This is a genomic window from Sphaerisporangium siamense (assembly GCF_014205275.1).
Taxonomy (GTDB): Bacteria; Actinomycetota; Actinomycetes; order Streptosporangiales; family Streptosporangiaceae; genus Sphaerisporangium; species Sphaerisporangium siamense.
Window position 1 is genome coordinate 4,151,987 of record NZ_JACHND010000001.1, and the last position, 19,597, is coordinate 4,171,583.

Sequence of the window (19,597 nt, forward strand, 5' to 3'; positions counted from 1 at the left end):
CCTGGTCACACCGTGAACACGGACACTAGCGGTCGATGGCGTCCACAGCCAGGCGCAACGCGTGTTCGACTTCGGCCGCTACTGTCATGATTGCACCCACGGCCGACGAATTTCGGATCAGCTGTCCCTGGGCGTCGAAACTCGATATCCGCCTCTTGGCCGTGATTCGCTCCTGCATGAGGTTGACGCTCTCGGCCTCCGCCTCCTCGGTGGCGTCGAAGTAGGTGAGCTTGGCTCTGGCGTTCTCGGCCACGTCGGTGATAGCGGCCAACTGCATGACATCGTCAAGGAGCTCGCGGTGTGCCCTGCGGTAGGACTTGTCCTTGGGGACGTCGACGATGATCGTGATCTTCGCGTCGCCGTACTCCTGCCGGAGTGTGTGGATGGTGCGGCCCAGTCTGGTGTTGGCGTCGGCCACGGCTGCCGCCTTGCTGGTCCCCACGCGGAATTCCATCGTCTGCGCGCCGTCGGCCTTCTGGATCTTGTCCATCGCGCTTTTGCTCACGATGGCACGGACATCGACCTCACCTTCTAGGATGTCGATGCCATTGATCCACTCGGCGAGAGCGTTGGACCCGGGGGCCGAGGTCGAGCCTCGGATCATTCCAACGATGTTTCCATAGGGCAAGAAGCACATGACCGAGGTCTCGAGGAGACCGCGGTTCTCGGCGCTGTTGAACTGTTCGATGGACCCGTCCTCGAAGTTCACTTGCTCGATCCACTCGGCGGCGTCCTTGACCTTCCCGAGCAGGAGGTGGTCCGTTTCCTGGTAGGTCACGACCTGGCCGACTAGGGTCCGCAGCCGGCCCCGGACCATCCGGTCCTTGATCGGTGCGCCAAACAGCCCGGCGAGGATCTTGGGCCAGTCGATCTGTGTCATCCGCTCGTGCTTGTCGCTGACTATCTCGTAAAACGCAACGGTTCGTTCCCTGTCTTTCCTGTTCGTCATGGAACGACACCGCCTTCGATAGGAGTGGGAGTGGAGCGACTATCCCACATTGCGGACGGTCTCGAATGGGATCTAACGGGCAATCCGGAGACAGTTGGTCATAACGGATTGCTATGGGCCGAGGTTGAAGAAGACGAGCAACTAGTGCATCACCCTCTGCGGTCGCCCTTGCGTGAATAGTGGGCGGAAGCAGCCCGCGTCAGCCCAGAACGGCGGCGACGATCTGTGACGGGTCCTGCTCCAGCCGATTGCGCGCGTGGATGTACCGGCGGGTCGTCTCCGGCGAGGCGTGGCCGAGCGCGTCCTGCAGGTGCGACAGCGGTGCCTTGTACTCATCCGCCACCGTGGCGAACGTGTGCCGCAGCGTGTGCGGCGTCACCCGTTCCGGATGCTCCAGCCCGGCGTCTCGAGCGATCCGCTGGACAAGGGCGAACAGGTACCGCGAGGCGAGCGGTTGGCCCGACGCGGTGACGAACAGCGAGCCGTCGAGGTCGGCCACCGCGACGCCTTCCGCCCGGGCGCGCGCCTCGAGGTAGGCGTCCAGAGCCGCGGCGGGCGCGGGCGGCAGGTTTCGCACCCGCACCTTCTTGCCCTTGCCGACGATCCGCACTGTGCGGTGGCCGCGTTCGAAGCCGAGCGAGGACATCTGGAGCGCGCACACCTCGGCCACGCGCGGGCCGATCGCGACCATCAACCGGATGACGGCCGCCGTGCGCAGCGCCGCCGGCGCGCGGTCGGCGTCCGCCGCGGCGATGAGCGCCCGCGCCTCCTCCTCGGTCAGCCCGACCGTCTCCGAGTGCATCCGGTCGAGCTTCGGCCGCGCCGCCGCGGTGAACCGGGGCGGGTCGATCGCGTCCTCCTCGACCAGGAAGCCGTACCAGGAGGAGACCGCGGCGAGCTTCGCCGCCACGGTGGCTGGCTTGCAACTGCGCGGCGGGACCTCCAGCCACCTCGCCCACAAGTTCCCCTCCCCACGGGAGGCGGTGAGCGGGTTGATGTCCGCGCCGGCGGCGAACGCGAGCCACTGGGCCAGGTGCACCCGGTAGGCGCGGCGGGTCGCAGGGGAGGAGAACGACAGCAGCCAGTCCATCGTCAGCTGCTGGATCCGGTCGGGCAGCGGCGTTGGGACAGTTAGGTCGGCGGCCGGGGCTCGGTCGACGATCGTCACTCTCGCTCCTCATAGGGTGGTCAGGGGATTGTGAGACATCAAGACTTTTGATCACGTTTCCGAACACCACGCGGGCCCGGATCGGAGTCTCGCACCAGTCCGTACGGATCTTGCTCGGAAACCGTCGATTCCGAACACCAGGGGCCGCAGGACTGGCGCGCGAGAACAAGCCTTGTCATGCCCCAGAGCTGCCGGATTTGCCTGAATCGAACTCACCGCCTCCGCGCGGCCGACGCGCGCCCGAGCTGGAAAGCGATCAGCACGGTCAGCTCGGCCACCACCGCGCGCAACCCGGCATCCACGTCGTCCTCGCCGCCGGCATCGGTCCACGCCGCCCGCGCGGCCGGGAGGAGCTCCTCGATGGCGCGCCGGCTGAGCAGCCGGGGCCGGGTGATGGTCATGGAGCGCGCGGCGAGTGCGGCGAGGATGTCGGAGGTGGCCTTCTCCACGGCCTGGTCGTCGACCGGGCCGAACGCCCCGCCGCCCCGCTCGTGGCCTTGCCCGTATTGGAGGGTGTTGGCGATCACGACGCGGGCGCCCGGGTCGAGCAGCGCTGCCACCAGGTGGTCGCGGTCGGTGTAGTACTGGGCCACCCTGTCGGTGCTGTCGCTCATGGCGTTCCTCTCCTGGGGGCGTCCCGCTCGGGCGAGGCGAGCGGGGCGCGTAGCGGTAAGGGTGGGGCTCAACGGGCAGCGCGGTCCAGTGCGACCGGTCGGCGCCCGCATCGTGTGGTCTTTTCGTGGGGCGTCCCACCCGCGCCTTCCCCGCGGGCGGGACGCGGGTACGGGCTACGCCTGGATGACGGGACTGTGCACGTCCCGGTGGGTGAGCTGCACGGCCACGCCGCAGTCGCGCAACCCGCGAGCGATCTCGGCGGCCAACACCACCGAGCGGCGCCGCCCGCCGGCGCATCCGGCGGCGATGGTGCAGTCCAGGCCGCAGGAGGCCAGGCCGATGGCGTAGTGGATGGCCGCGGCGATGGTGGAGCCGATGCCCGGGGTGGCCATGACGTGGTCGCGGACGTCCGCGTCGAGGCCGGTGGCGTGCCGCATGGCGGGGTCGTCGCAGCGGTTGCGGAACAGGCGGCGGGCGTCGATGGTCAGGTCGGCCTCAGGCGCCGGGGCGTGGCCGTAGCCGAAAGACATGACGTGGATGGTCACCGGCTACCGCCCTCGGGGCAGGCGTCGAGGATGTCGGCGAGCATCTGGCGGTGGGCGGCGAACACCCGGCCGCCGTAGCCTGCGATGTGGTGGACGAGGTCGTTGTAGGTGTCGGCCCTGACCCACTCGGCGCGCTTGGCGTCGTCGGCGCCCACCAGTGCGGGCAGGTCGGCGCGGTGCATGGTGCCCATGTGCGCGCGGACCGGGACGGTGACCATCCACGCCTCGTCGCTCTGGCGCGGGTCGGGGACGACGCGGGCCGGGAGCGCGACCCACAGGGCGTTGTGCTCCCCGAGGACGAGTCCGGTCTCCTCGGCTAGCTCGCGGATCGCCGTCGCGGTCGGCTCCTCGCCGGGGTCCGCTTTGCCACCGGGGAGCGCCCAGCCGTGGCCGTCGGCGCGCTCCACCATGACGATCCACCGGTGGCCGTCCTCGTCCCAGGCAGTGGGGATCGCATCAGCGCACACCTGCTCACCCCAATGGCCCAACTCGTTGCGGCCGTACCGGATGCCGGTCGGTGCGCACGGGTTGAGCGGACGGCCGTCGACGACCTCGAAGGCGATCAGGGCGGCGGCCTGCCGGGGCGGCCAGTCGATCCGGGTCGGGTCGGTCTGCGGGTCGGCCCAGCCCTCGGTGACGCCGGTGGTGAGGACGTCGGGGTGGGTGTACTGGCGGCCGGGCATCACATGCCTCCGTCGAGGTAGCGGGCGACGATGCCGCGCTCGGCGTCGTCCAGGCTGGCGAGGATCTCCTCGGCGCGGTCCGGGGTCACCTCGTGGTTGGAGATCCAGCGTTCGGCCTCGTCGGTGAGGGTCTCCAGGGCCATCCAGTCGCCGTTCTCGCGGGCGTCGGCGAGCAGGTTGTTGAGGTGGGCGCGAATGGCGTCCTCGGCGGTTTCCCGCTCGGCGGTGGTGAGCAGCGGGTAGGTGAGTACGGGCATGATGGGTGTACCTCTCTGATGGGGTGGGCGGGCGCGCCCGGCGTGGGCGTTCTTGGCGGAGTGACCACGCTGGTGCGCGCCCGCGCAGGGTTGAGTCCTAGCGCCACTTGCCGACGGTCATGGGCTGGGCCCAGCTGTGGGTCTTGCTCCTGTCGATGACGATGTCGCCGTTGTCCTTGAGGACGACCTCGCTCGGGGTGACGCCGTCGGCCTTGAAGTCGGCGCAGACCTTGTCCTTGATCTTCTTGATGGCGGCGTCGCGGTCGGCCTTGCTCTGCGGCATCGTGTGCTCCTTCTTCGTTGTGTGCTGCGTGGCGGTGGGAGTGGTCAGCCGAACAGGCGGTGCAGTCCCTTGGCGCGGGCGCCGGCGCGCCGCAGGGCGTCTTCCTTCAACCGGGTGGCCTTGCGCTTGCCGACGGCGGCCACTAGCTCGCCCTCGGCCTGGTTCTTGGCCTGTCTGGTGACGCCGAGCCCGGTCGCGGTCTCGGCGAGCTTGCTGAGCGTGGCGGCGGTCGCGGCGGCCTGCTTGGCCTTGGCGAGCTGGCCGGCGGTCATGCGGCTGGGCATCGCCGTCACCTCGCCGCGGGGGTCTTGTTCACCAGGGCCTTGAACTCGGTGCCGGGCTTGAACCGAGGGACCCGGGACTCGGCGATGTGGATGGTCTCGCCGGTGGAGGGGTTGCGGCCCTGCCGGGCCGGCTTGTGGGACGCCTCCCAGGTGCCGAACCCGATGACCTGGACCCGGTCGCCGGAGGCGACCGCGGTGCGGATGGTGTCCAGGACTGCGGTGACCGCGGCCTCGGCGGTCGTCTTGTGGATGTCGAGCCGCTCGGCTACGGCGGCGATGAGCTCGGTCTTGTTCATGGACGATCCTTTCGGGGTGATAGGTCGGGGGCGGGTTACCGGTAGATCCAGGGGATGTTCTTCTCGGCCTTGGCGACCTCGCTGTTGAGCTGCAGGTACTCGTCGGTCTCGTCGCGGTCGGTGTTAGCCTCCAGCGCCTCGCGGGCCTGCTTGTACGCCTGGACGGCGGCTTTGCGCTCCTGCGGGCTCTGGCCCTTGTTTCTGATCAAACCCATGTCGTTCTCCCTTTCTTTGGCGTTATTGCTGTAGGTGCCGCTCCGGGCTCTGGCACGATCGGGGCGGACCAGGCGAGCGTCCGCCGGTGGTGACGGTTCAGGGCACCCGGCGGCACTTCTCGGCGTGGGACCCGGCCGCCTGCGGCGAGACGTCGCGGCGGCTGTGCCCGCAGCCCTGGCAGGTCACCGTGCCGACGGGGTAGCGGCCGCCCGCGCGGCCGTGCGGCGCGGACAGCCCGGTCTCGGTCCAGGTGGTGAGCACTCCGCCAAGGGTGCGGAACTTTTGGGTGGTGGCCATGGGGCTCCTCCTATAGAGGTGGTCGGGTGTGGAGCGGACGTTCCGAGCGCGCCCGGATCGCCGGGCGGCTCCCGCAGCGTCCGCGCCGTCAGCGGGCGAGGTCCAAGCGGCGGGCGCGGGCGTACACCGGCGGGTGGCCTGTGAAGACAAAGCCGCCGGCGGCGTGCCACCACGGGTCGACCACCAGGTCGGCGGCGTGCATGGCGGCCATCGCCTCGCGGCCGGGCAGGCCCGCGCGGTCGAGCAGGGCCAGGGCGCGGGCGTCGGCGGCGACCTCACGGCGCCGGTACATGGCGTTGGTGGCCAGCCACACCATCGCCGCCGCGGTGGCCAGCCCGCCGAGCACGGCCCAGGCGTCCGCCAGCGCGGCGATCAGCGCGGCCACGCCGAGGGCGCGCTGCAGGTAGATGATCCAGTAGTCGACCGGGTCGGTGGTGTGGCCGAGGTCGTGGTGGGCGAGCTCGTGGCCCAGGGTGGCCAGGCGCACCAGCGGCGGCTCGGCTACGGCCTCGCCGCCGAAGACGACCGTGGGGCCGGGGGAGCAGCGGTGGGAGCGTTCGGCGCGGGCCGCCCCCGACATGTGCGGGGCGGCGGTGACGGTCAGGTGCGGCATGCCTGCGGCGCGGCGCAGCGTCTCGGCATGGTTAAGCAGGTCACACATGATCGTTTCTCCTGATGTCGATCACGCGAAGGGCAGTTAGATCGCGGATTTCGAGTTAGGTTTCTAACCTCGCGCCGCCAGAGACACAGAGTTGCCCCTGACCTGCGGAAAGTTAGGCAGTTACGTCGGCGTGAGCGGGTTAGCCGAGCGGTCGACGAGGGCTCTGTAGAGGCATCCACGCCGCGCGGCTCGACCTAATTCGCTCCGTCCACGGCTTGGGCCGCGCGCAGGGCGAGTGCCTCGCGGATGAGGTCGGGGTAGACCGGCCACTTGTTGCCGGTGGAGGGCACCTTGACCCCGAGCTCGGCGAGCTGCTCGCGCAACTGCTTGCCGGAGAGCCGGGCGTAGGGCGCCCACCGGGGGGCGTGCCGGGACAGCAGCGCGGGCAGGTCCGCCAGGTACCGCATCTCGCCTCCGAGCACTGCGGCCAGGTCCTCCAGCAGATCCCGCTCATCCTCGGGCTGAGCGGCGACGCCGGCCTTCTCGCGGATTCGCAGGGCACGCTCAACGACCACGCCCGCCTCGGCCTGGGTCACGTAGTAGCCGCGCAGCAGCCCGGGCTTGGCGGTGAACCCGCGGGCCATGAACGTGCCCACGTCGCCGGGGCCCTCGTCGGTTTTGGGCTCCAGGCCGACAGCGGAGATTCCCGCCGTGTAGGAGCCGGTGCCGAGGATGGCGTCGTTGCTGGTCTGGTCGCCAATCGCGAAGCACGCCTTGTTGGAAGTGATGGCCATGAGCCTGCGCGGCAGCGACGCCGAGGAGGGCTCCGGCGTCGCGAAGATCAACGTGACGGCGTACTTGCGGGCCGCGCTCTCTAGCTTGACCGCGATCTCCAGGGCGGCGGCGCCGTACTCCTCGTGCATGAACAGGGCCTGGCACTCGTCGATCACGATGATGCGCGGGCGCAGCCGGGCGTCCTTCTCGGCCAGCTCGCGGGTCACAGCGCGCGCGCCGTGCTCCTGCAGAGCCTTACCGCGGACGTTCAGGTCGTCGTACATGTCGCGGAGCGTGGCCAGGCACGCCTCCACGACCTCCTCCCCGGTCCCGGTCATCAGGGTGCGCAGCCGGGGCTTCATCGGGTCGTAGTCGGCATTGACCGCCATGACGAACACGTCCGCGTCGACCAGCGGGTCGAGCAGCGCGCCGAGCAGGGCGGTGATGATGAGCGTGGACTTGCCCGACCCCATCATCCCGGCGATGCCGTAGTTAGCCTCGAACAGCCGGCCGATGATGGTCTTGCCGCGGATGTCCATGGCGACGGGCACGCCCTTGAAGTAGTCCCCTACACCGTCGGTGAGCAGGGGCCACGGCGGAACCGGGCCGGTCAAGGCACCCTGGTCGGCCACCCACAGGTCCAGTACACCGGGCAGGTTGCGCGGCTCGGTAGGCCAGACCTCGACAGGGAAACGCACCAGGTTGTGCGCCAGGACCGGCTTCTTCTTGACGATCATCTCCACTGTCACGGCCGGTGGGAGTTCCACCTGGGTGCGGTAGCCCTTGCCGTCCCGTTCGGTGGGTAGCACGAACCGGGGCCGCCACCCACCCCTGAACGCCTTGTTCAACGCGGAGATCTCCAGGTTGCGTAGCGCGTTGAGGATCGCTCCCTCGTCGGGTATCACGTCCCGGCCGGTGGCGGCTTCCTCGGCGGACCCGGAGATCCACCGCGGTAGCGCCCCCACCCGGCGCCCTTCCAGGTACGCGGCGAGGGCCAGGGCGAGCGGCGCCACGACCGGCACCGCGGGCCACACGAACGCCACGGCGCTGAACACCGACCGGACCGCGCTGAACACCGCTGCGAACACCGTGGTCGGCTCCGCCACGCCCGCCATGCCGACGCCGATGCTGACCACCAGCAACACACCTCCTGTACCAGCGGCCACGGCGCCTGCGAGTTTGGCCAGGCCCACCACCATGCCCGGCAGATCGGCCAGGCGGGTGTGCCGCGCCTGCTGGGCGCGCTGCTTACGCTCGATCCACTCCGCCAGCGCCTCCCGGTCGCCTGCGGCTTCGGCGGCGCGGATCTGTCGCCGGTGCACGCCGAACGTGGCGGCGTCGTAGGCGCGGACGATCCACGACCGCACGCCCTGGGCCACGGTGAGCAGGACGCCGGCGGTGCCGCGCGCTCCGGCGCGGGCCCGCTCGGACCGGGGCAGGCGGGTGATACTGCCGACGATCCTGACCTGCAAGGACTTGCCCGGCTCGGCGTCGTCCTTGAACAGCACGCGGCCCTCGATCACGGGATGGGGTTCGGCGTCCCGGCCAGGCGCGTCTTGCTCGTGGTCCCGCGGAGCGGAGGCCGGGGTGAGATGCAGCGGCGGGGCGTCCTCGCCGTCGCGGACGACGTAGAACCGGCGGTCGGGGTGGCTCATGCGTGCTCCAAGGAAGAGCGAGCGGTGAGAGATACCAGGTGCTCGGCCACCACGAGCAGGACGGAACCAGTACCGCGCGCGACGTGCACGCACATCCAGCACCCCGCGGCCATGACGTACAGGGCGGGCACCACGACCAGGAGCAGACCGCGGCCGGCGCACCGCCACCACCCGGCCCGGCACGCCGCCTCGCTCAGCTGGGCCGGGGTGCGGGCGTCGGCCGTGGCCTCGCGCAGCGAGCACAGGGCGACAGCGGCCACGGCAAGCAGGCCGGCGAGGATCGTGGCCATCACGCACCTCCGCGGCCGTGTCGCCGGTCGAGCATGGCGAAGTACTCCGGCGTGTCGAACTCGGGGCAGTCACAGGGCGCGTGCGCGCACAGGGCGCACCGGACCTGGGAGGCGTCGATCTGCCCGGCGGCGTAGGCGTCCAGGTCGGGGGACGTCTTGATGCTGATGTGGGGCGTCTTCTTGCTCATCGCAGGGCTCCTGTCAGGGGTTCTCGATGAGTTGGTCGATGTCGCCGTCGGCGAGCCGGGTGGTGACCTGGTCGAGGTCCTTGGCGACCTTGGCGTAGTGGCGCATGGCCTCGGTGTCGCCGCGCTTCTTGGCGGCGGCGGCCTTGCGCAGGTTGCGGGCGGTGGCGTCGGAGCTGCGTTCGATCGCGTCGGCGCGGGTCTTGAACAGCGTCACGGTCGGCTCTCCAGCGGGTCAGGCGGCGATGATGAGGGCGGTGATGAACAGCCAGCCGATATGCCAGGACTGGTCGAGGGCGTAGGCGCCGGTGCCCAGGTGTGGGGCGTCGTCGCGGCCGGGGCGGGGTGCGCCGAGCCGGTAGAAGTCGCCCTTGCCGATGCGCTCGGCGAGGGCGGCCAGGGTGGTGCGGCGGTCGGCCCAGTAGTGCGAGGCCGCGTCCACCGCCAGGCCGGCCAGCACGGCGGCGGGGTGGAGCCGGGCCCCGGTGGCCAGCTCCAGGGCGAGCAGGAACGCGGCCTTGGTGGCGGTGAGCGTGGCGACGTGGCGGGCGCAGGCCAGGCGCCCCGTTCGGCCGGGGGTGCCCTTGATGCACGCCTGCGCGTGGGTCTGCACCCAGTGGTCGCCGAAGCTGTGCGCGGCGTAGAGGGCGGCGAACACAGCGGCGAAAGTCGCGAGGGTCATCACGACACCTCCAGGCGGGTTATGTTGATGTCGTCGGCGTGGACACTCGGCGCGCCGTTCACGGTGGCTGGCGCAGAGGGCGGCTGGACGACATTGCCGGGCAGGAACCGGTAACCCTTGGCGGTCATCTCTTCGCGCGCCGCCTGGACACGAAGCCGTGCCCAGCCCTTGCTGAATCCGTATCGCTCGACGATCTCGCCTTGGGTGGGCGTGCGGCCTTTACGCATGGCCGCGCGGACCCACTTCTCGGCCTCGCGATTGTCCTGCTCATCCGGACGATCCCGGTCACTGTCGTGCTCGCTGTCGAGGGCCGGAGAAGTGACCGGCTGGATGACAGGCGAGGGGGTGTCGGCGGGGGGCTGCGGCGGACAGTCGATCGTCGTCGCCGTGGTCACTTCATCGTTAGCCGGAGTGATCGGCGAAGTGACCGGTGAAGTGATCGCGGCGATGGCGCCGTGGTGGTCGATGGCCGGCCCTTCGACCGTCGTCGCGACGGTCATTTCGCCGGGCGCCGGAGTGGTGTCGGCAATGACCATCTGGGTGACCGTGATGAGGTCGGACTGGGTGCGGATGAGGGCCGCCTGGGCGGCCGTGATCTGTTCGCGGGCTCGGTCGAGCAGTACCGCCCCCTCGGTCGTGGTCTCGTCGGCCTGGACCGCGAGGATCGCCGCCGAGGGGGACTGCTCGCCGTGGCGGACCGCCCACTTCAACGCCTGCCAGGTCTCCGCGCGGTGGAGCACCCAGCGCAAGACGCTGAACTTGGGGGCCCGTGGGTCGATGAGCCCAGCGGTGCGGAGCTGGGTTCGGTGCAGGTGCCGGGAGTGCATGGCCCACAACCAGGGCGACAGGATCGACGCCAGGCCGAACATGATGGCCTGGTCGGTGGGATGCCCGTCCGGGGCGTAGTGGTGGTAGTTGAGCCCGCCCACGATCAGGGCGATGGCGTAGGAGGTGACGCGCAGCCGGAACACACTGTCGCCTTCGATGAGGGCGACGTGGGCGTGCCAGCCGACGTAGATAGCGATGGACTCCACCACTGCAGCGGCACCGAGCGCGGCCAGCAGATCCCAGCCGAACCCCTTGTGGAAGGCGGTGACCTGCCCGGCGATCGCGACCAGGTTGACGCCGACGATCGCGCCGACCAGGACGAGGGTGCGGCGCAGCGTCTCGGCGCGCCGGCGAGCCGTGCCCCACCAGGCGGCCCGATCGCGGCTTCGGATGTCCTTGCGGTGGCGCTTGGCCTCCTCGGCGCGCTGTCGGCGCCGCAGCCGGGCCTCGGCGAGGATGTCCTCGCGCCGGGCCTCGGCTTCGGCGTCACGGGCACGCCGCTCGGCTCGCGTGGGCCTGGTCGAGGGCGAGGTCGAGGCGTCGTCCCAACCATGCGTGGTGTCCTCGGCCGCAGGCATGCGGGTGGTGCTGCGCTCGCGCTCGATCCGGAGCTGGGTGTCGGAGCGCAGCACCTCGGCCTGAGCACGGCGGGCCTCGGCGTCGGCCTCGGCGACCGCCCGCTCGGCCCGGTGATCGTAGAAGGTGGTCACGACGCCACCGGCCGGATCACGTAGGCGAGCGCAGCCTCGAAGCACGCCGGCTCGCACGCCTGCATGAACGACAGCATCGTGGCGGTCTGTGTGGGCGTCAGGTGGGACAGCGCGTCCTGCATGGCCGCGCGGTCGAGGTCGCTCATCGGGCGCTCCGGGCGGTGTTGTGGGCGTGGATCCGCTCGCGGTCGCGGGCGCACGCGGCGTCGGTCTCTTCGCGCTGGGCGGGGGAGAGGCGGGGCATCACGGCGTCACGGGTGGGGATGTGCTCGCCGAGTGCCTCGTAGAGGACCCGGATGAGCAGGTCCGTGGCCTCGGCGTTGGACAGGCGGCTCACCGCGGACTCCGGAGGGTGCGGGTGGGGCGGCGGCAGACGTGGCTGCCGGTGAACTGGGCGCTGCAACGCGAGCAGGTGGTGATCGGCGTGGTGGGGGCGTCGTTGGCACCGGCCGGCCACTGCTGCCGGGCGTGCGGCGCAAGCGAGGGGACTGTGGTCACGACGGCTGCCCGCCAACCGCCGGACAGATCCGGCACGAGGAGTCGCCGCAGGACGTCGCCGTGGGCGCGGGCATGGCCGACGGGTCGTCGGGGGCGACCGCCTCCCGGGTGGCCTGAATCTGGAGGACCGCGTCGTAGAGGGCCGCGGAGAACAACTCCAGCTCGGCCTCGTCGAACGTCTCCTCCGTGTGCATGTCGATGATCGTGCGGGCGATGTCGAAGCCGTAGATGCGGATCAGGTCGATGACGAGGGCCGCGCCGGATCGCAAGCCGAAGGTGAAGATGGACGTGGGGGCGTCGGACGTGGGCGGAGTACGCTCAGCCATGGATCTCTCTCCTGTAACGGCAGGTTGGAGGGTCTAGGGCCTGTTCGGTGTTCCAGCACCGGGCAGGCCCGTTTTGCGTTGGTCGCCTCTGACGACTTCTTGCGGGTGTGGCCACACCCAAGTTACGTTAGGTGTGGCCACACCCGCAAGTCGCATCCAAGGAGAGCTGCAATTGATAACCGAGGGCCATACCCCGTACCGTGATCTCGTGCCCAACCAGCCATCGACCCCGAAGCACGGCGTCCGGATCCCGGACGTCCGGTGGAACGCCTTCGGCGAGCGTGCGCAGCAACAGGGCACCGATCGGACCAAGTTGATCAACGCGTTCATGGCGTGGTACATCCGCGAACCCGGCGCCGAACTGCCCGAACGTCCATCGGTCGGCGAGGAATAACGCCAGCTAATAGGCACCTTTCAATTCAACGTAGGGCGCCATGAGTAAACGATGCACTGAGAGTGCATCGCTGATGCAGCGTGACCGCTCTCAGTGCATCGCCAGTGCGTCCTTCGACGCGCTTGTTAACATCAAGGTCCATCCGCTGGTACGGCCCGCAGGGAGCCGGACGTGGACGTCGTAGACCGCTGGACCGGGCGCCATGCCTGCGCTCTCCAGGCTGCGTTACGCATGACCCACGATGAGTTCGCTGAGTCGCTGGGTGTCGCCCGCAGAACCGTCGCCGCATGGCACGGCAGGCCGGCCGTGGTCTTGCGCTCCGACATGCAGCGCGCTCTGGACACCGCCTATGAGAGGGCGCCCGCGACAGCCCGGGCCCGATTCATGCAACACCTCGGTCGCCTGCAGCGCGGCCCCGGCAAGCAAGAGCAGGCGCTCACGGTGGCCATCGCTGTCGTCGTCAAGGATGGGCACGTGCTCCTGGTGTGCAGGCGCGACGCCGAGACGGCAGGCATCACCTGGCAGTTCGTCGCTGGCGTCGTCAAGCCCGGCGTAGCACCCGAGATCATCGCGGTCCGGGAGACCTTTGCCGAGACCGGCGTGCACTGCTCCGTCCGAACGCACCTCGGCAGCCGCCTTCACCCAGTGACGGGCGTCCACTGCGACTACTACCTGTGCGACTACCTTGCAGGGGACGTCGAGAACCGCGACCCCGAAGAGAATGTGAGCGCCATCTGGGCGCTGCAGACCGCTCTCACCCGCTTCATACCGCCCGAACAGATCTACGCCCCGGTGCTCGACGCCATCGAGGAGAACCATGAACGACCAGCCTGAACGGCCCGCCATTGCCGCTGCCGTCATCGTGGACGACGGTCGACTCCTACTCGTCCGCCGTCGAGTCAGCGAGGGGAGCCTGTCGTGGCAGTTCCCGGCCGGTGCCGTGGAAGCGGGAGAGTCCGGGGAAGAGGCTGCCGTGCGAGAAACGCGTGAGGAGACGGGCCTCGCGGTCGTCCCGGTCAAGCATCTCGGGGAACGCATCCACCCGAACACCGGCCGTCTCATGATCTACGTGGCATGCGAGGTGCTCGACGGATCTGCTCATGTGGCCGACGCCGACGAACTCGCCGAGGTCGAATGGTGCGATCGCGTGTTGGTGGCAGACCATGTCCCCTACCCGTTCTATGAGCCTGTTCAGGCGTACTTGGACGGGCTCCTCTGAGCCAGTCGCAGCGAGCTCCTATGCGCCTGGGTGCTGCTGGGCTGCCCGACGTCGCCGACGTAGTTCACGCTGAGCCTGCGCACGGGCACACTCACGCGAGCAATACTTCACGCCCTCCGATCGGTATTGTCCGTACTCCGCACGTCCCCGTTGGCGGACGAAGGGGCGGCCGCAGGGCTCATTTGTGCATCTTTTGACGGGTGTTCCTTCTGCAAGGTGGTTGTACAGCTGCAAGAATGACACGGAGAAGATCGTGGGCCATCTATCGGATAGATCCCCCAGTCCGACGCTGAATTTCCGTAGCGCGCCGTTCATTGTGTCCTTAAGGTCCGAGAGGCGTAGTTCAATTTCAAGCTTCCTAAGTGCGTTCAAAGATTCTGGCCATAGAAAAGGCTTGTCGCTATTGAGCTGCTGTAGGAAGCGCAAACGCTCGTCGGAAACATCTGGCTCGACGACCCTCTCCAAGCCTCCTTCTTCCTGGCAGGCCAGCCATGTTTGGACGGCGCGCTGAGCGAGACGGATATGGAATGACACCTCCTCGCGGTGGAAGCCTGACCCCGACCTGAAGCGATCGCGGTGCTCCTCTTCGGTAGGAATGGCTGCAATCTCGTCTTCGTGATCGAGACGCAACGACTGGTGTATTTCCTGAAATTCAAAGGCGAACAGCAAGCCGTAGGTTCTCATGAGATGAGCTGCGGCGTCGAGGTCGTCGGGTGGCGTTTCAAGTAGCTCCCGCATGTAGAAGTCTTGCGGAAGGTGGATGGGACTCCCTCGCAGGATCCCAGCCGGCCACGCAAGCCAATCGCCATCTACTTCCACCTCAAGCAATGGAGTCACGGGAGGGGTTGGGATCACAGTCCCCGGCCAGAGCGTAGGACGAAATCGTGGGTCGAGGTATGACGTCATGGCGCCACCCTAGCCGCTAGGGTCGTAGCACGTAACCCTCTTCCTCTGTACCACGCCCCCGGCAGACTGGAAGGCTCCCACATGATCGACATCCCTGCACGAGCTTCTGCATCCCCCTTCGATGCGCTGCGCCACGAAGATCAGAACGGCGAGTATTGGACCGCCCGTGAGCTCCAGGTCGTCATGGGCTACGAGAAGTGGGAACACTTCCAAGACGTCATCGAACGCGCCATCCGATCCGCTGAGAACACCGGCACCTACTCTGAGCAGCCTTTTTCCCGGATCCGGGAGAAAGGCACCGGCGGCGCACCCCGCATCGACTACCGCTTGAGCCGTCACGCGGCCTACCTCGTGGCCATGAACGGCCATCCGAACAAGTCCCAGGTCGCCGCGGCGCAGGCGTACTTCACGGTCCGAACTCGCGAGGCCGAGGTCGCCATGGCCAAGCCCATGTCTGAGCTGGAGATGGCCCGCAAGTACGTCGCCGTCCTGGAGCGAGAGGCAGCCCTCTCCAAGGAGTTGGAGGTGGCTAAGCCCAAGGCCACCAAGTGGGAGGCCTACATCAACAGCGACGGCCTGATCGGCATGCGAGAGCTGGCCGACATCCTGAAGACCAACGTCGTCACGCTCACGAGCTGGCTGGTCGAGGTCAACCTGTTCCGCCGAAGCATCTCGCGGCACGGCGGCGCGCGGAACCTCCCCCGGGCCACCACTCAGAACGCTGGCTACTTCGAGACCAAGACCGAGACGGCCAACGGCGCTGTGTTCCCCGTCGCCTACGCCACGCCTCGCGGGGTGGACGTGGTTGTGGATCTCTGGTGGCGGAAGCAATAACCCAATTTGTGTGCAAACGCGGGCGGGGGACCTGGTGCTGCTGGACAACGGTGCGGCCAATTACGAGGCCGCCGTCTCAGCCCCCGGACCGCTTCGACATCGGCCGCCCTGCCGTGCCGCATCTCAGCTCTGACCATCGGCATCGGCTACTGCATCGGCGCCCGTTGGCCTACACCGAGTTGCGGGTGGTCTTCTTCCAGCTCCCTACCCTCAAACTGGGGTGCGCGACCGACAAGCTGAGCTTGTTTGAGCAAATGCTCACCGGCGGTCTGACCGCCCTACCGGTCATCTGGTGACCGCCGTGACCAAGACGAGCGCGAAGACGAACCTGCGGCCGGGTCTGTGGCCGGATGTACCCGACGATTGCCCGCGCCCTGGACGAGGGCGGCCCGGCCGGGCGGCCACGCACCTACGGAAATCTCTTGCGTAGGTACGGCCGGCCGCCCGGTGAGGAGGTCAGCCAGAACACCGAGGGTCAGGCGATCCGCTGACGGCCGACGAGCGGCAGCCACCCCGCAGAGGACGGCCAGGTGCGGTGCGGCATCTGGGTCCGCAGATCCAACGCCTCAGCGGCCCAGCCTTCGGCGGCTTTCAGAGCGGGACCGGAGATCTGATCGTAGGCGGGGGCAACCCAGATCCAATGGAAGGCCTCGCGCTTCCACCGCTCGGCCAGATGCTTTCTGATCCGCCCGGTCACGCCCTGGGCGCCAGACGCGTTGCCGAGCCACAGGATGCGGTGCTTGGCGTCGAGAGCGAGGTACAGGCCGGGAGAGTAGGCCTGAACGCTGTCGACCCGGGACCAGAAAGGCTCGCCGCTGCTGTAGCAGCCCAAGGCGTGCGTCAGGAGCGGGACGTGATGCCGCTGCAGGACCGGCCCCGGCGCCGAAGCGTCGGCGTACGGGGCGCAGGCCGACGGCCCGATGCCGCTCATTCGGTGTCCTGCGAGAAGGGGAAGTCGTTGATGTCGCCGGCCGTGGCGTCGGTGTTGGTCGGCCGATACCGCAGCAGCTTCAGCTGCTGGCTGGCGACCCCCAAGATGCCCTGCAGCGCCTCGAGCTCGTCCTGCCAGCCTTCCCGATCCTCGGCCGTCATCTCCCGGCCCTCCCCGACGAGAGGCACCATGGCCGTGAAATGCTCGGCGATAGCGTTCGCGGCTCGTTTCGCGCTCTTGAACAGGCCGACCGTGTTCTGGAGCTTGGCCGTCCACTGCTCGCTGGGCGACAGCTGGGACTGTGTGCCCGGCCTGCCGTCGGGCTCGGGCTGGCTGGTCTCCAACGGCCAATGGCTGGTGAACCACTCCGAGTCGGCCGCCTTCGTCTCGGTGGTCACCACCTCCCCGTTCACAACGCGGCGCAGACGGCCCTCAGGTGTGCCCTGCCGCGGCGCGGCCGGGCGGCCAGCGCGTACCTGGAGCACCTCGGCGAACGCGTCGATAGCCTCGACGAACAGCCTGATCCCGTCGCTGGTGGTGCGGGCTGCAGCGAGCTTGGTCGACGGCGTGCGCCGGTCGCCAGTGGATCCGTAGGAACCGAGGAGCACCTTGCCGTTGACCAGACCCGGAACCGCGACATGCGCCAACTCGGCACGAGCCTCGTCGCGGATCGGGCCGGGGTCGGCGGACATCGCGGCGGCGATCAGGTCAGCGGCCGACAGGCCGGTCGTAGGAATGCCCTGCCGGACCATCCGCTGATGGGGGGTGTCCATCGCGGCCGCCGGGAGATCGACTCCGCCGACTGCGGCGGTGAGCAGGGCGCTGCGGATCTCGGCCCTGGTCTGCACGTGCTTAGCGGTCAGGTGTGCTGGCGGCGGCTCAACGAGCACCTTGGTCGTCCTGCGCAGATCGGGGATGTTGTTGGGGAAGACCACCCGGTCGACCAGCCGGACAAGCGCCACCACGGCCTCACGCGGCTCGGCGTGAAGACATGCAGCAGGCGTCGCACCGGACAGGACCGCGTGTTCCAGGTCCGTGATCGCGTCGGCGGCATACGCGGCGTCGGCCAGCTTGCGGCCGGACGCCATGGCCTGGTTGGCGCCGGTGAAGTCCAGCGGGCCCCGCAGGTGGGTGCGCAGGTTGGTCGAGGCCAGCGCTGCGTCGAAGTCCGGCCGGCTCTCGTCGGCCGGGACATATCCGATCACGAACGCGGCGTCGGTGGTCGCAACCTGGATCGCGGCGTTGGCGGCCTCCGCGAACCGGCGATTCTGCATCGCCTCCGCGGCCTTGTTCGGATCGTCGGCCGGGATCTCGATGCTCTCGGGATCGACGCCGAAGAACTCGTTGAGCTTCGCGGTGTATCGGTCCCGCCAGTCAGCCGGGTCCCGCCAGCGCTGATCCTCGGGTCCACCGAAGATCCGTTGAGGCAGGCCGAGCAGTCCGACCGCGGGGAGGAGGCCGTACAGGTCGTGGCGGTGCCGGGTGCGGTTGGAGCCGGCCGTGGCGGCGGAGGTGTCCCACACCTGGTCGCCGACGCGGTAGCGCACGATGTGGTAGGTGGCCCGCTCGGACTGGCCGGAGACCTGAAGGTCGGCCTTCAGGTCGTACTTACGGGCCTTCTCGGCCGCGTTCAGCCTGCCCTCGACGAAGGTCAGGTGGTCTATGAGCGACTGCTCGGACTCGAACTCGACCTCCAGTTGCGCGGGCTGGCGGCCGTCTGGCGCCGTCATCGCCACGACGCGCGGCGTGGCCACGGCGACGGCCTGGGCCACGTCGTAGGCGAAGCGGATGTTGAACTGGTTGATCGCGCTGGCCAGACCGGGCTGCTTGGCGATCAGCTGGTAGAGGATGCCGTGCTCGGTCTTCACCTTGAGGACGGCGTTGGGTTTGAAGCCCTTGACCACGATGCCGGTGTTCTTGCTGCCGCTGGTTTCGATCAGGGGCTTGATGTTGGTGATGTCGGTGGCGAGGCGTTCCAGGGCGCTCTGGTCGAGAGTGCACCGTGGGTCTTTCAGGCCTGCCTGGACGAACTGGGCCCGGTACTCGGGCTCGTCGAGGTAGGGGAAGGGTCCGGTCGGGCGGTTGGGACGACGCGGTGACATACCGCACCTCTGCTTTCGGGCGCAGGGCGGCAGGATTCCGCTGCCGTGCCCTGGAGGACAAGGACGCGGAGTGGGTCCGCCTCCCGTTGTGCAGAGGCCGGTGCCGCCGCCGTACCACCTCCCCGCCATGGCAGGGCACTGGGCCGTTGCAACCACCTTGGACAGATCGCCGTACCGGACCGCCGCAAGCTCCTCAAGGGAACCGCGACATGTGGTCACCCCGAACCGATTCGATCCATTGGGGCTGGTGCGGGTCACCAACATCGGTGCGCTCCAAGCGCCATCTTAAGGGGTACGAGCGACAATCTCCCGATATTCGGTGTCCGCCAGCCGCACCGGTTCACTCGGCGTCTGGGCAGAAATGGACCGGTCACCGGCCGGGGACTTGCTGAGCTTCGGCCTTCCAAAGTTGTATTGCGCTCGGCGTGTTGTCCTCGCACGCGCTGGCCGTACATCTGCTTCTTGGCGAACTGCGGGTGACGTCGTAGGCCGCCCGCGAGGCGCGCGTTGTCCCAGCCGTCGAAGGCCATGCGCGGGGTACCGCCGAGATCGCATGGTGCGACCTCGGCACTGCGGCCGTCCGCGTGCGCTACCCGTTCCACAAGTCCGTGGAGGCGTACCTGGACGACACTCTGAAGTGACAGCCGGGAGTGCCTTCTCGCGAGTGGGCGGCCAGCCGGGAGCCGTCCGCCTATCCTTGGGCCCATGGCCTTCATCGAGGAGCGCGTCGACACCGTCGAGAACGACATCGCGGAGATCAAGGAGACCCTCGGAGCGCACTCCGAGGTGCTCGCCGGGCACACCCGCTCCCTGACCGCACTGGAGCGGAACACCGCACTGATGCGCGACGACATCGCCGAGCTGAAGGCCGGCCAGATCGAGATCCGGGACCTGCTCGCTCGCGTCGTCGCACGTCTGGAGGGTGTGCAGGCGTAGACCGCCCATCGCACGCTGATCCGTTAGCCTGACGTTGAGAGCCCTGGCGTGGGGAAGCGCTGGGGCTCTCGCTATGCCGGTAAACCTCACCGCCGGTTGCCACGTCTACTAATCCCACACCGAGGGCCTCACC

30 protein-coding genes are annotated in these 19,597 nt (G+C 68.7%); 6 read left to right on the plus strand and 24 right to left on the minus strand.

Going from position 1 to position 19,597, the window contains the following annotated elements; translation table 11 throughout:
• Positions 1 to 25: 25 nt before the first annotated feature.
• The 21 genes from BJ982_RS19145 to BJ982_RS19245 all read right to left on the minus strand — a co-directional run bounded on the left by BJ982_RS19145 (position 26) and on the right by BJ982_RS19245 (position 12,142).
• On the minus strand, positions 26 to 949 hold the full coding sequence (locus BJ982_RS19145) for a hypothetical protein (RefSeq protein WP_184881947.1): 924 nt from the start codon (positions 947 to 949) through the stop codon (positions 26 to 28).
• A 199-nt stretch (positions 950 to 1,148) separates the two neighbouring features.
• Positions 1,149 to 2,117, minus strand: a complete 969-nt coding sequence (locus BJ982_RS40470) for a tyrosine-type recombinase/integrase (protein ID WP_184881948.1) — start codon at positions 2,115 to 2,117, stop codon at positions 1,149 to 1,151.
• A 212-nt stretch (positions 2,118 to 2,329) separates the two neighbouring features.
• The gene (locus BJ982_RS19155) at positions 2,330 to 2,731 is read right to left on the minus strand and encodes a hypothetical protein (RefSeq protein ID WP_184881950.1); all 402 of its coding nucleotides are present in this window, start codon (positions 2,729 to 2,731) and stop codon (positions 2,330 to 2,332) included.
• Positions 2,732 to 2,905: 174 nt separating this feature from the next.
• The gene (locus BJ982_RS19160) at positions 2,906 to 3,262 is read right to left on the minus strand and encodes a RapZ C-terminal domain-containing protein (protein ID WP_184881952.1); all 357 of its coding nucleotides are present in this window, start codon (positions 3,260 to 3,262) and stop codon (positions 2,906 to 2,908) included.
• Positions 3,263 to 3,273: 11 nt separating this feature from the next.
• Entirely contained in the window at positions 3,274 to 3,960 is a 687-nt protein-coding gene (locus BJ982_RS19165) for an NUDIX domain-containing protein (protein WP_184881954.1), read from the minus strand.
• A complete protein-coding gene (locus tag BJ982_RS19170) occupies positions 3,960 to 4,217 on the minus strand; it encodes a hypothetical protein (protein ID WP_184881956.1) in 258 nt (85 codons plus the stop codon). The genes BJ982_RS19165 and BJ982_RS19170 overlap by 1 nt, the downstream gene beginning before the upstream one ends.
• Positions 4,218 to 4,314: 97 nt before the next feature.
• Positions 4,315 to 4,500, minus strand: coding sequence for a hypothetical protein (locus tag BJ982_RS19175; RefSeq protein WP_184881958.1), 186 nt, complete (start codon positions 4,498 to 4,500; stop codon positions 4,315 to 4,317).
• Between the two features lie 44 nt (positions 4,501 to 4,544).
• On the minus strand, positions 4,545 to 4,784 hold the full coding sequence (locus BJ982_RS19180; protein ID WP_184881960.1) for a hypothetical protein: 240 nt from the start codon (positions 4,782 to 4,784) through the stop codon (positions 4,545 to 4,547).
• Between the two features lie 5 nt (positions 4,785 to 4,789).
• Positions 4,790 to 5,080 (minus strand): HU family DNA-binding protein, encoded by a 291-nt coding sequence (locus BJ982_RS19185; protein ID WP_184881962.1) that lies wholly within the window; start codon positions 5,078 to 5,080, stop codon positions 4,790 to 4,792.
• Between the two features lie 35 nt (positions 5,081 to 5,115).
• Positions 5,116 to 5,295: a hypothetical protein gene (locus tag BJ982_RS19190; RefSeq protein WP_184881964.1), complete on the minus strand. Its 180-nt coding sequence runs from the start codon at positions 5,293 to 5,295 to the stop codon at positions 5,116 to 5,118.
• A gap of 97 nt (positions 5,296 to 5,392) precedes the next feature.
• Positions 5,393 to 5,593, minus strand: coding sequence for a hypothetical protein (locus BJ982_RS19195; protein WP_184881966.1), 201 nt, complete (start codon positions 5,591 to 5,593; stop codon positions 5,393 to 5,395).
• 88 nt (positions 5,594 to 5,681) lie between these two features.
• Entirely contained in the window at positions 5,682 to 6,254 is a 573-nt protein-coding gene (locus BJ982_RS19200; RefSeq protein WP_184881968.1) for a M48 family metalloprotease, read from the minus strand.
• Between the two features lie 194 nt (positions 6,255 to 6,448).
• Positions 6,449 to 8,623, minus strand: coding sequence for a hypothetical protein (locus BJ982_RS19205; RefSeq protein ID WP_184881970.1), 2,175 nt, complete (start codon positions 8,621 to 8,623; stop codon positions 6,449 to 6,451).
• A complete protein-coding gene (locus BJ982_RS19210; protein WP_184881972.1) occupies positions 8,620 to 8,913 on the minus strand; it encodes a hypothetical protein in 294 nt (97 codons plus the stop codon). The genes BJ982_RS19205 and BJ982_RS19210 overlap by 4 nt, the downstream gene beginning before the upstream one ends.
• Positions 8,913 to 9,101, minus strand: a complete 189-nt coding sequence (locus BJ982_RS19215; RefSeq protein WP_184881974.1) for a hypothetical protein — start codon at positions 9,099 to 9,101, stop codon at positions 8,913 to 8,915. The genes BJ982_RS19210 and BJ982_RS19215 overlap by 1 nt, the downstream gene beginning before the upstream one ends.
• Before the next feature lie 13 nt (positions 9,102 to 9,114).
• Positions 9,115 to 9,315 (minus strand): hypothetical protein, encoded by a 201-nt coding sequence (locus tag BJ982_RS19220; protein WP_184881976.1) that lies wholly within the window; start codon positions 9,313 to 9,315, stop codon positions 9,115 to 9,117.
• Positions 9,316 to 9,333: 18 nt separating this feature from the next.
• Complete coding sequence (locus tag BJ982_RS19225) at positions 9,334 to 9,780, minus strand: transcriptional regulator (protein WP_184881978.1); 447 nt, start codon at positions 9,778 to 9,780, stop codon at positions 9,334 to 9,336.
• Positions 9,780 to 11,318, minus strand: a complete 1,539-nt coding sequence (locus BJ982_RS19230) for a hypothetical protein (protein WP_184881980.1) — start codon at positions 11,316 to 11,318, stop codon at positions 9,780 to 9,782. The genes BJ982_RS19225 and BJ982_RS19230 overlap by 1 nt, the downstream gene beginning before the upstream one ends.
• A complete protein-coding gene (locus BJ982_RS19235) occupies positions 11,315 to 11,464 on the minus strand; it encodes a hypothetical protein (protein WP_184881982.1) in 150 nt (49 codons plus the stop codon). The genes BJ982_RS19230 and BJ982_RS19235 overlap by 4 nt, the downstream gene beginning before the upstream one ends.
• The gene (locus BJ982_RS19240; protein ID WP_184881984.1) at positions 11,461 to 11,655 is read right to left on the minus strand and encodes a hypothetical protein; all 195 of its coding nucleotides are present in this window, start codon (positions 11,653 to 11,655) and stop codon (positions 11,461 to 11,463) included. Before BJ982_RS19240 ends, BJ982_RS19235 begins: the two co-directional genes overlap by 4 nt.
• Before the next feature lie 157 nt (positions 11,656 to 11,812).
• Complete coding sequence (locus tag BJ982_RS19245; RefSeq protein WP_184881986.1) at positions 11,813 to 12,142, minus strand: hypothetical protein; 330 nt, start codon at positions 12,140 to 12,142, stop codon at positions 11,813 to 11,815.
• 208 nt (positions 12,143 to 12,350) lie between these two features.
• Between BJ982_RS19245 and BJ982_RS19250 the strand changes: the two genes are divergently transcribed.
• The 3 genes from BJ982_RS19250 (at position 12,351) to BJ982_RS19260 (ending at position 13,755) form a co-directional block, all read left to right on the plus strand.
• On the plus strand, positions 12,351 to 12,536 hold the full coding sequence (locus tag BJ982_RS19250; RefSeq protein WP_184881988.1) for a hypothetical protein: 186 nt from the start codon (positions 12,351 to 12,353) through the stop codon (positions 12,534 to 12,536).
• 171 nt (positions 12,537 to 12,707) lie between these two features.
• Positions 12,708 to 13,370, plus strand: coding sequence for an NUDIX hydrolase (locus BJ982_RS19255; RefSeq protein WP_184881991.1), 663 nt, complete (start codon positions 12,708 to 12,710; stop codon positions 13,368 to 13,370).
• Positions 13,354 to 13,755, plus strand: coding sequence for an NUDIX hydrolase (locus BJ982_RS19260; protein WP_184881993.1), 402 nt, complete (start codon positions 13,354 to 13,356; stop codon positions 13,753 to 13,755). Before BJ982_RS19255 ends, BJ982_RS19260 begins: the two co-directional genes overlap by 17 nt.
• 18 nt (positions 13,756 to 13,773) lie before the next feature.
• Here BJ982_RS19260 and BJ982_RS19265 read toward each other — a convergent pair whose 3' ends face one another.
• The gene (locus BJ982_RS19265; protein ID WP_203959496.1) at positions 13,774 to 14,493 is read right to left on the minus strand and encodes a hypothetical protein; all 720 of its coding nucleotides are present in this window, start codon (positions 14,491 to 14,493) and stop codon (positions 13,774 to 13,776) included.
• 249 nt (positions 14,494 to 14,742) lie between these two features.
• Between BJ982_RS19265 and BJ982_RS19270 the strand changes: the two genes are divergently transcribed.
• Together BJ982_RS19270 and BJ982_RS39435 are read left to right on the plus strand one after the other, a co-directional pair.
• Positions 14,743 to 15,495, plus strand: coding sequence for a phage antirepressor KilAC domain-containing protein (locus BJ982_RS19270; protein WP_184881995.1), 753 nt, complete (start codon positions 14,743 to 14,745; stop codon positions 15,493 to 15,495).
• 164 nt (positions 15,496 to 15,659) lie between these two features.
• A complete protein-coding gene (locus tag BJ982_RS39435) occupies positions 15,660 to 15,791 on the plus strand; it encodes a hypothetical protein (RefSeq protein WP_260413798.1) in 132 nt (43 codons plus the stop codon).
• Positions 15,792 to 15,970: 179 nt separating this feature from the next.
• On the opposite strand, the gene BJ982_RS19275 is transcribed toward BJ982_RS39435, so the two are convergent.
• Entirely contained in the window at positions 15,971 to 16,426 is a 456-nt protein-coding gene (locus BJ982_RS19275; protein WP_184881997.1) for a hypothetical protein, read from the minus strand.
• A complete protein-coding gene (locus BJ982_RS19280) occupies positions 16,423 to 18,528 on the minus strand; it encodes a hypothetical protein (RefSeq protein WP_184882000.1) in 2,106 nt (701 codons plus the stop codon). Before BJ982_RS19280 ends, BJ982_RS19275 begins: the two co-directional genes overlap by 4 nt.
• 705 nt (positions 18,529 to 19,233) lie before the next feature.
• Between BJ982_RS19280 and BJ982_RS19285 the strand changes: the two genes are divergently transcribed.
• Entirely contained in the window at positions 19,234 to 19,464 is a 231-nt protein-coding gene (locus BJ982_RS19285; protein ID WP_184882002.1) for a hypothetical protein, read from the plus strand.
• Positions 19,465 to 19,597: the final 133 nt, after the last annotated feature.

Bases quoted from the DNA above. Each gene is read 5' to 3' on its own strand.
- BJ982_RS19145 (WP_184881947.1), bottom strand. From the start codon at position 949: ATGACGAACAGGAAAGACAGGGAACGAACCGTTGCGTTTTACGAGATA.
- BJ982_RS19155 (WP_184881950.1), bottom strand. From the start codon at position 2,731: ATGAGCGACAGCACCGACAGGGTGGCCCAGTACTACACCGACCGCGAC.
- BJ982_RS19160 (WP_184881952.1), bottom strand. From the start codon at position 3,262: ATGTCTTTCGGCTACGGCCACGCCCCGGCGCCTGAGGCCGACCTGACC.
- BJ982_RS19165 (WP_184881954.1), bottom strand. From the start codon at position 3,960: ATGCCCGGCCGCCAGTACACCCACCCCGACGTCCTCACCACCGGCGTC.
- BJ982_RS19170 (WP_184881956.1), bottom strand. From the start codon at position 4,217: ATGCCCGTACTCACCTACCCGCTGCTCACCACCGCCGAGCGGGAAACC.
- BJ982_RS19175 (WP_184881958.1), bottom strand. From the start codon at position 4,500: ATGCCGCAGAGCAAGGCCGACCGCGACGCCGCCATCAAGAAGATCAAG.
- BJ982_RS19180 (WP_184881960.1), bottom strand. From the start codon at position 4,784: ATGCCCAGCCGCATGACCGCCGGCCAGCTCGCCAAGGCCAAGCAGGCC.
- BJ982_RS19185 (WP_184881962.1), bottom strand. From the start codon at position 5,080: ATGAACAAGACCGAGCTCATCGCCGCCGTAGCCGAGCGGCTCGACATC.
- BJ982_RS19190 (WP_184881964.1), bottom strand. From the start codon at position 5,295: ATGGGTTTGATCAGAAACAAGGGCCAGAGCCCGCAGGAGCGCAAAGCC.
- BJ982_RS19195 (WP_184881966.1), bottom strand. From the start codon at position 5,593: ATGGCCACCACCCAAAAGTTCCGCACCCTTGGCGGAGTGCTCACCACC.
- BJ982_RS19200 (WP_184881968.1), bottom strand. From the start codon at position 6,254: ATGTGTGACCTGCTTAACCATGCCGAGACGCTGCGCCGCGCCGCAGGC.
- BJ982_RS19205 (WP_184881970.1), bottom strand. From the start codon at position 8,623: ATGAGCCACCCCGACCGCCGGTTCTACGTCGTCCGCGACGGCGAGGAC.
- BJ982_RS19210 (WP_184881972.1), bottom strand. From the start codon at position 8,913: ATGGCCACGATCCTCGCCGGCCTGCTTGCCGTGGCCGCTGTCGCCCTG.
- BJ982_RS19215 (WP_184881974.1), bottom strand. From the start codon at position 9,101: ATGAGCAAGAAGACGCCCCACATCAGCATCAAGACGTCCCCCGACCTG.
- BJ982_RS19225 (WP_184881978.1), bottom strand. From the start codon at position 9,780: ATGACCCTCGCGACTTTCGCCGCTGTGTTCGCCGCCCTCTACGCCGCG.
- BJ982_RS19235 (WP_184881982.1), bottom strand. From the start codon at position 11,464: ATGAGCGACCTCGACCGCGCGGCCATGCAGGACGCGCTGTCCCACCTG.
- BJ982_RS19245 (WP_184881986.1), bottom strand. From the start codon at position 12,142: ATGGCTGAGCGTACTCCGCCCACGTCCGACGCCCCCACGTCCATCTTC.
- BJ982_RS19260 (WP_184881993.1), top strand. From the start codon at position 13,354: ATGAACGACCAGCCTGAACGGCCCGCCATTGCCGCTGCCGTCATCGTG.
- BJ982_RS19265 (WP_203959496.1), bottom strand. From the start codon at position 14,493: ATGCGGGAGCTACTTGAAACGCCACCCGACGACCTCGACGCCGCAGCT.
- BJ982_RS19270 (WP_184881995.1), top strand. From the start codon at position 14,743: ATGATCGACATCCCTGCACGAGCTTCTGCATCCCCCTTCGATGCGCTG.
- BJ982_RS19275 (WP_184881997.1), bottom strand. From the start codon at position 16,426: ATGAGCGGCATCGGGCCGTCGGCCTGCGCCCCGTACGCCGACGCTTCG.
- BJ982_RS19280 (WP_184882000.1), bottom strand. From the start codon at position 18,528: ATGTCACCGCGTCGTCCCAACCGCCCGACCGGACCCTTCCCCTACCTC.
- BJ982_RS19285 (WP_184882002.1), top strand. From the start codon at position 19,234: ATGGCCTTCATCGAGGAGCGCGTCGACACCGTCGAGAACGACATCGCG.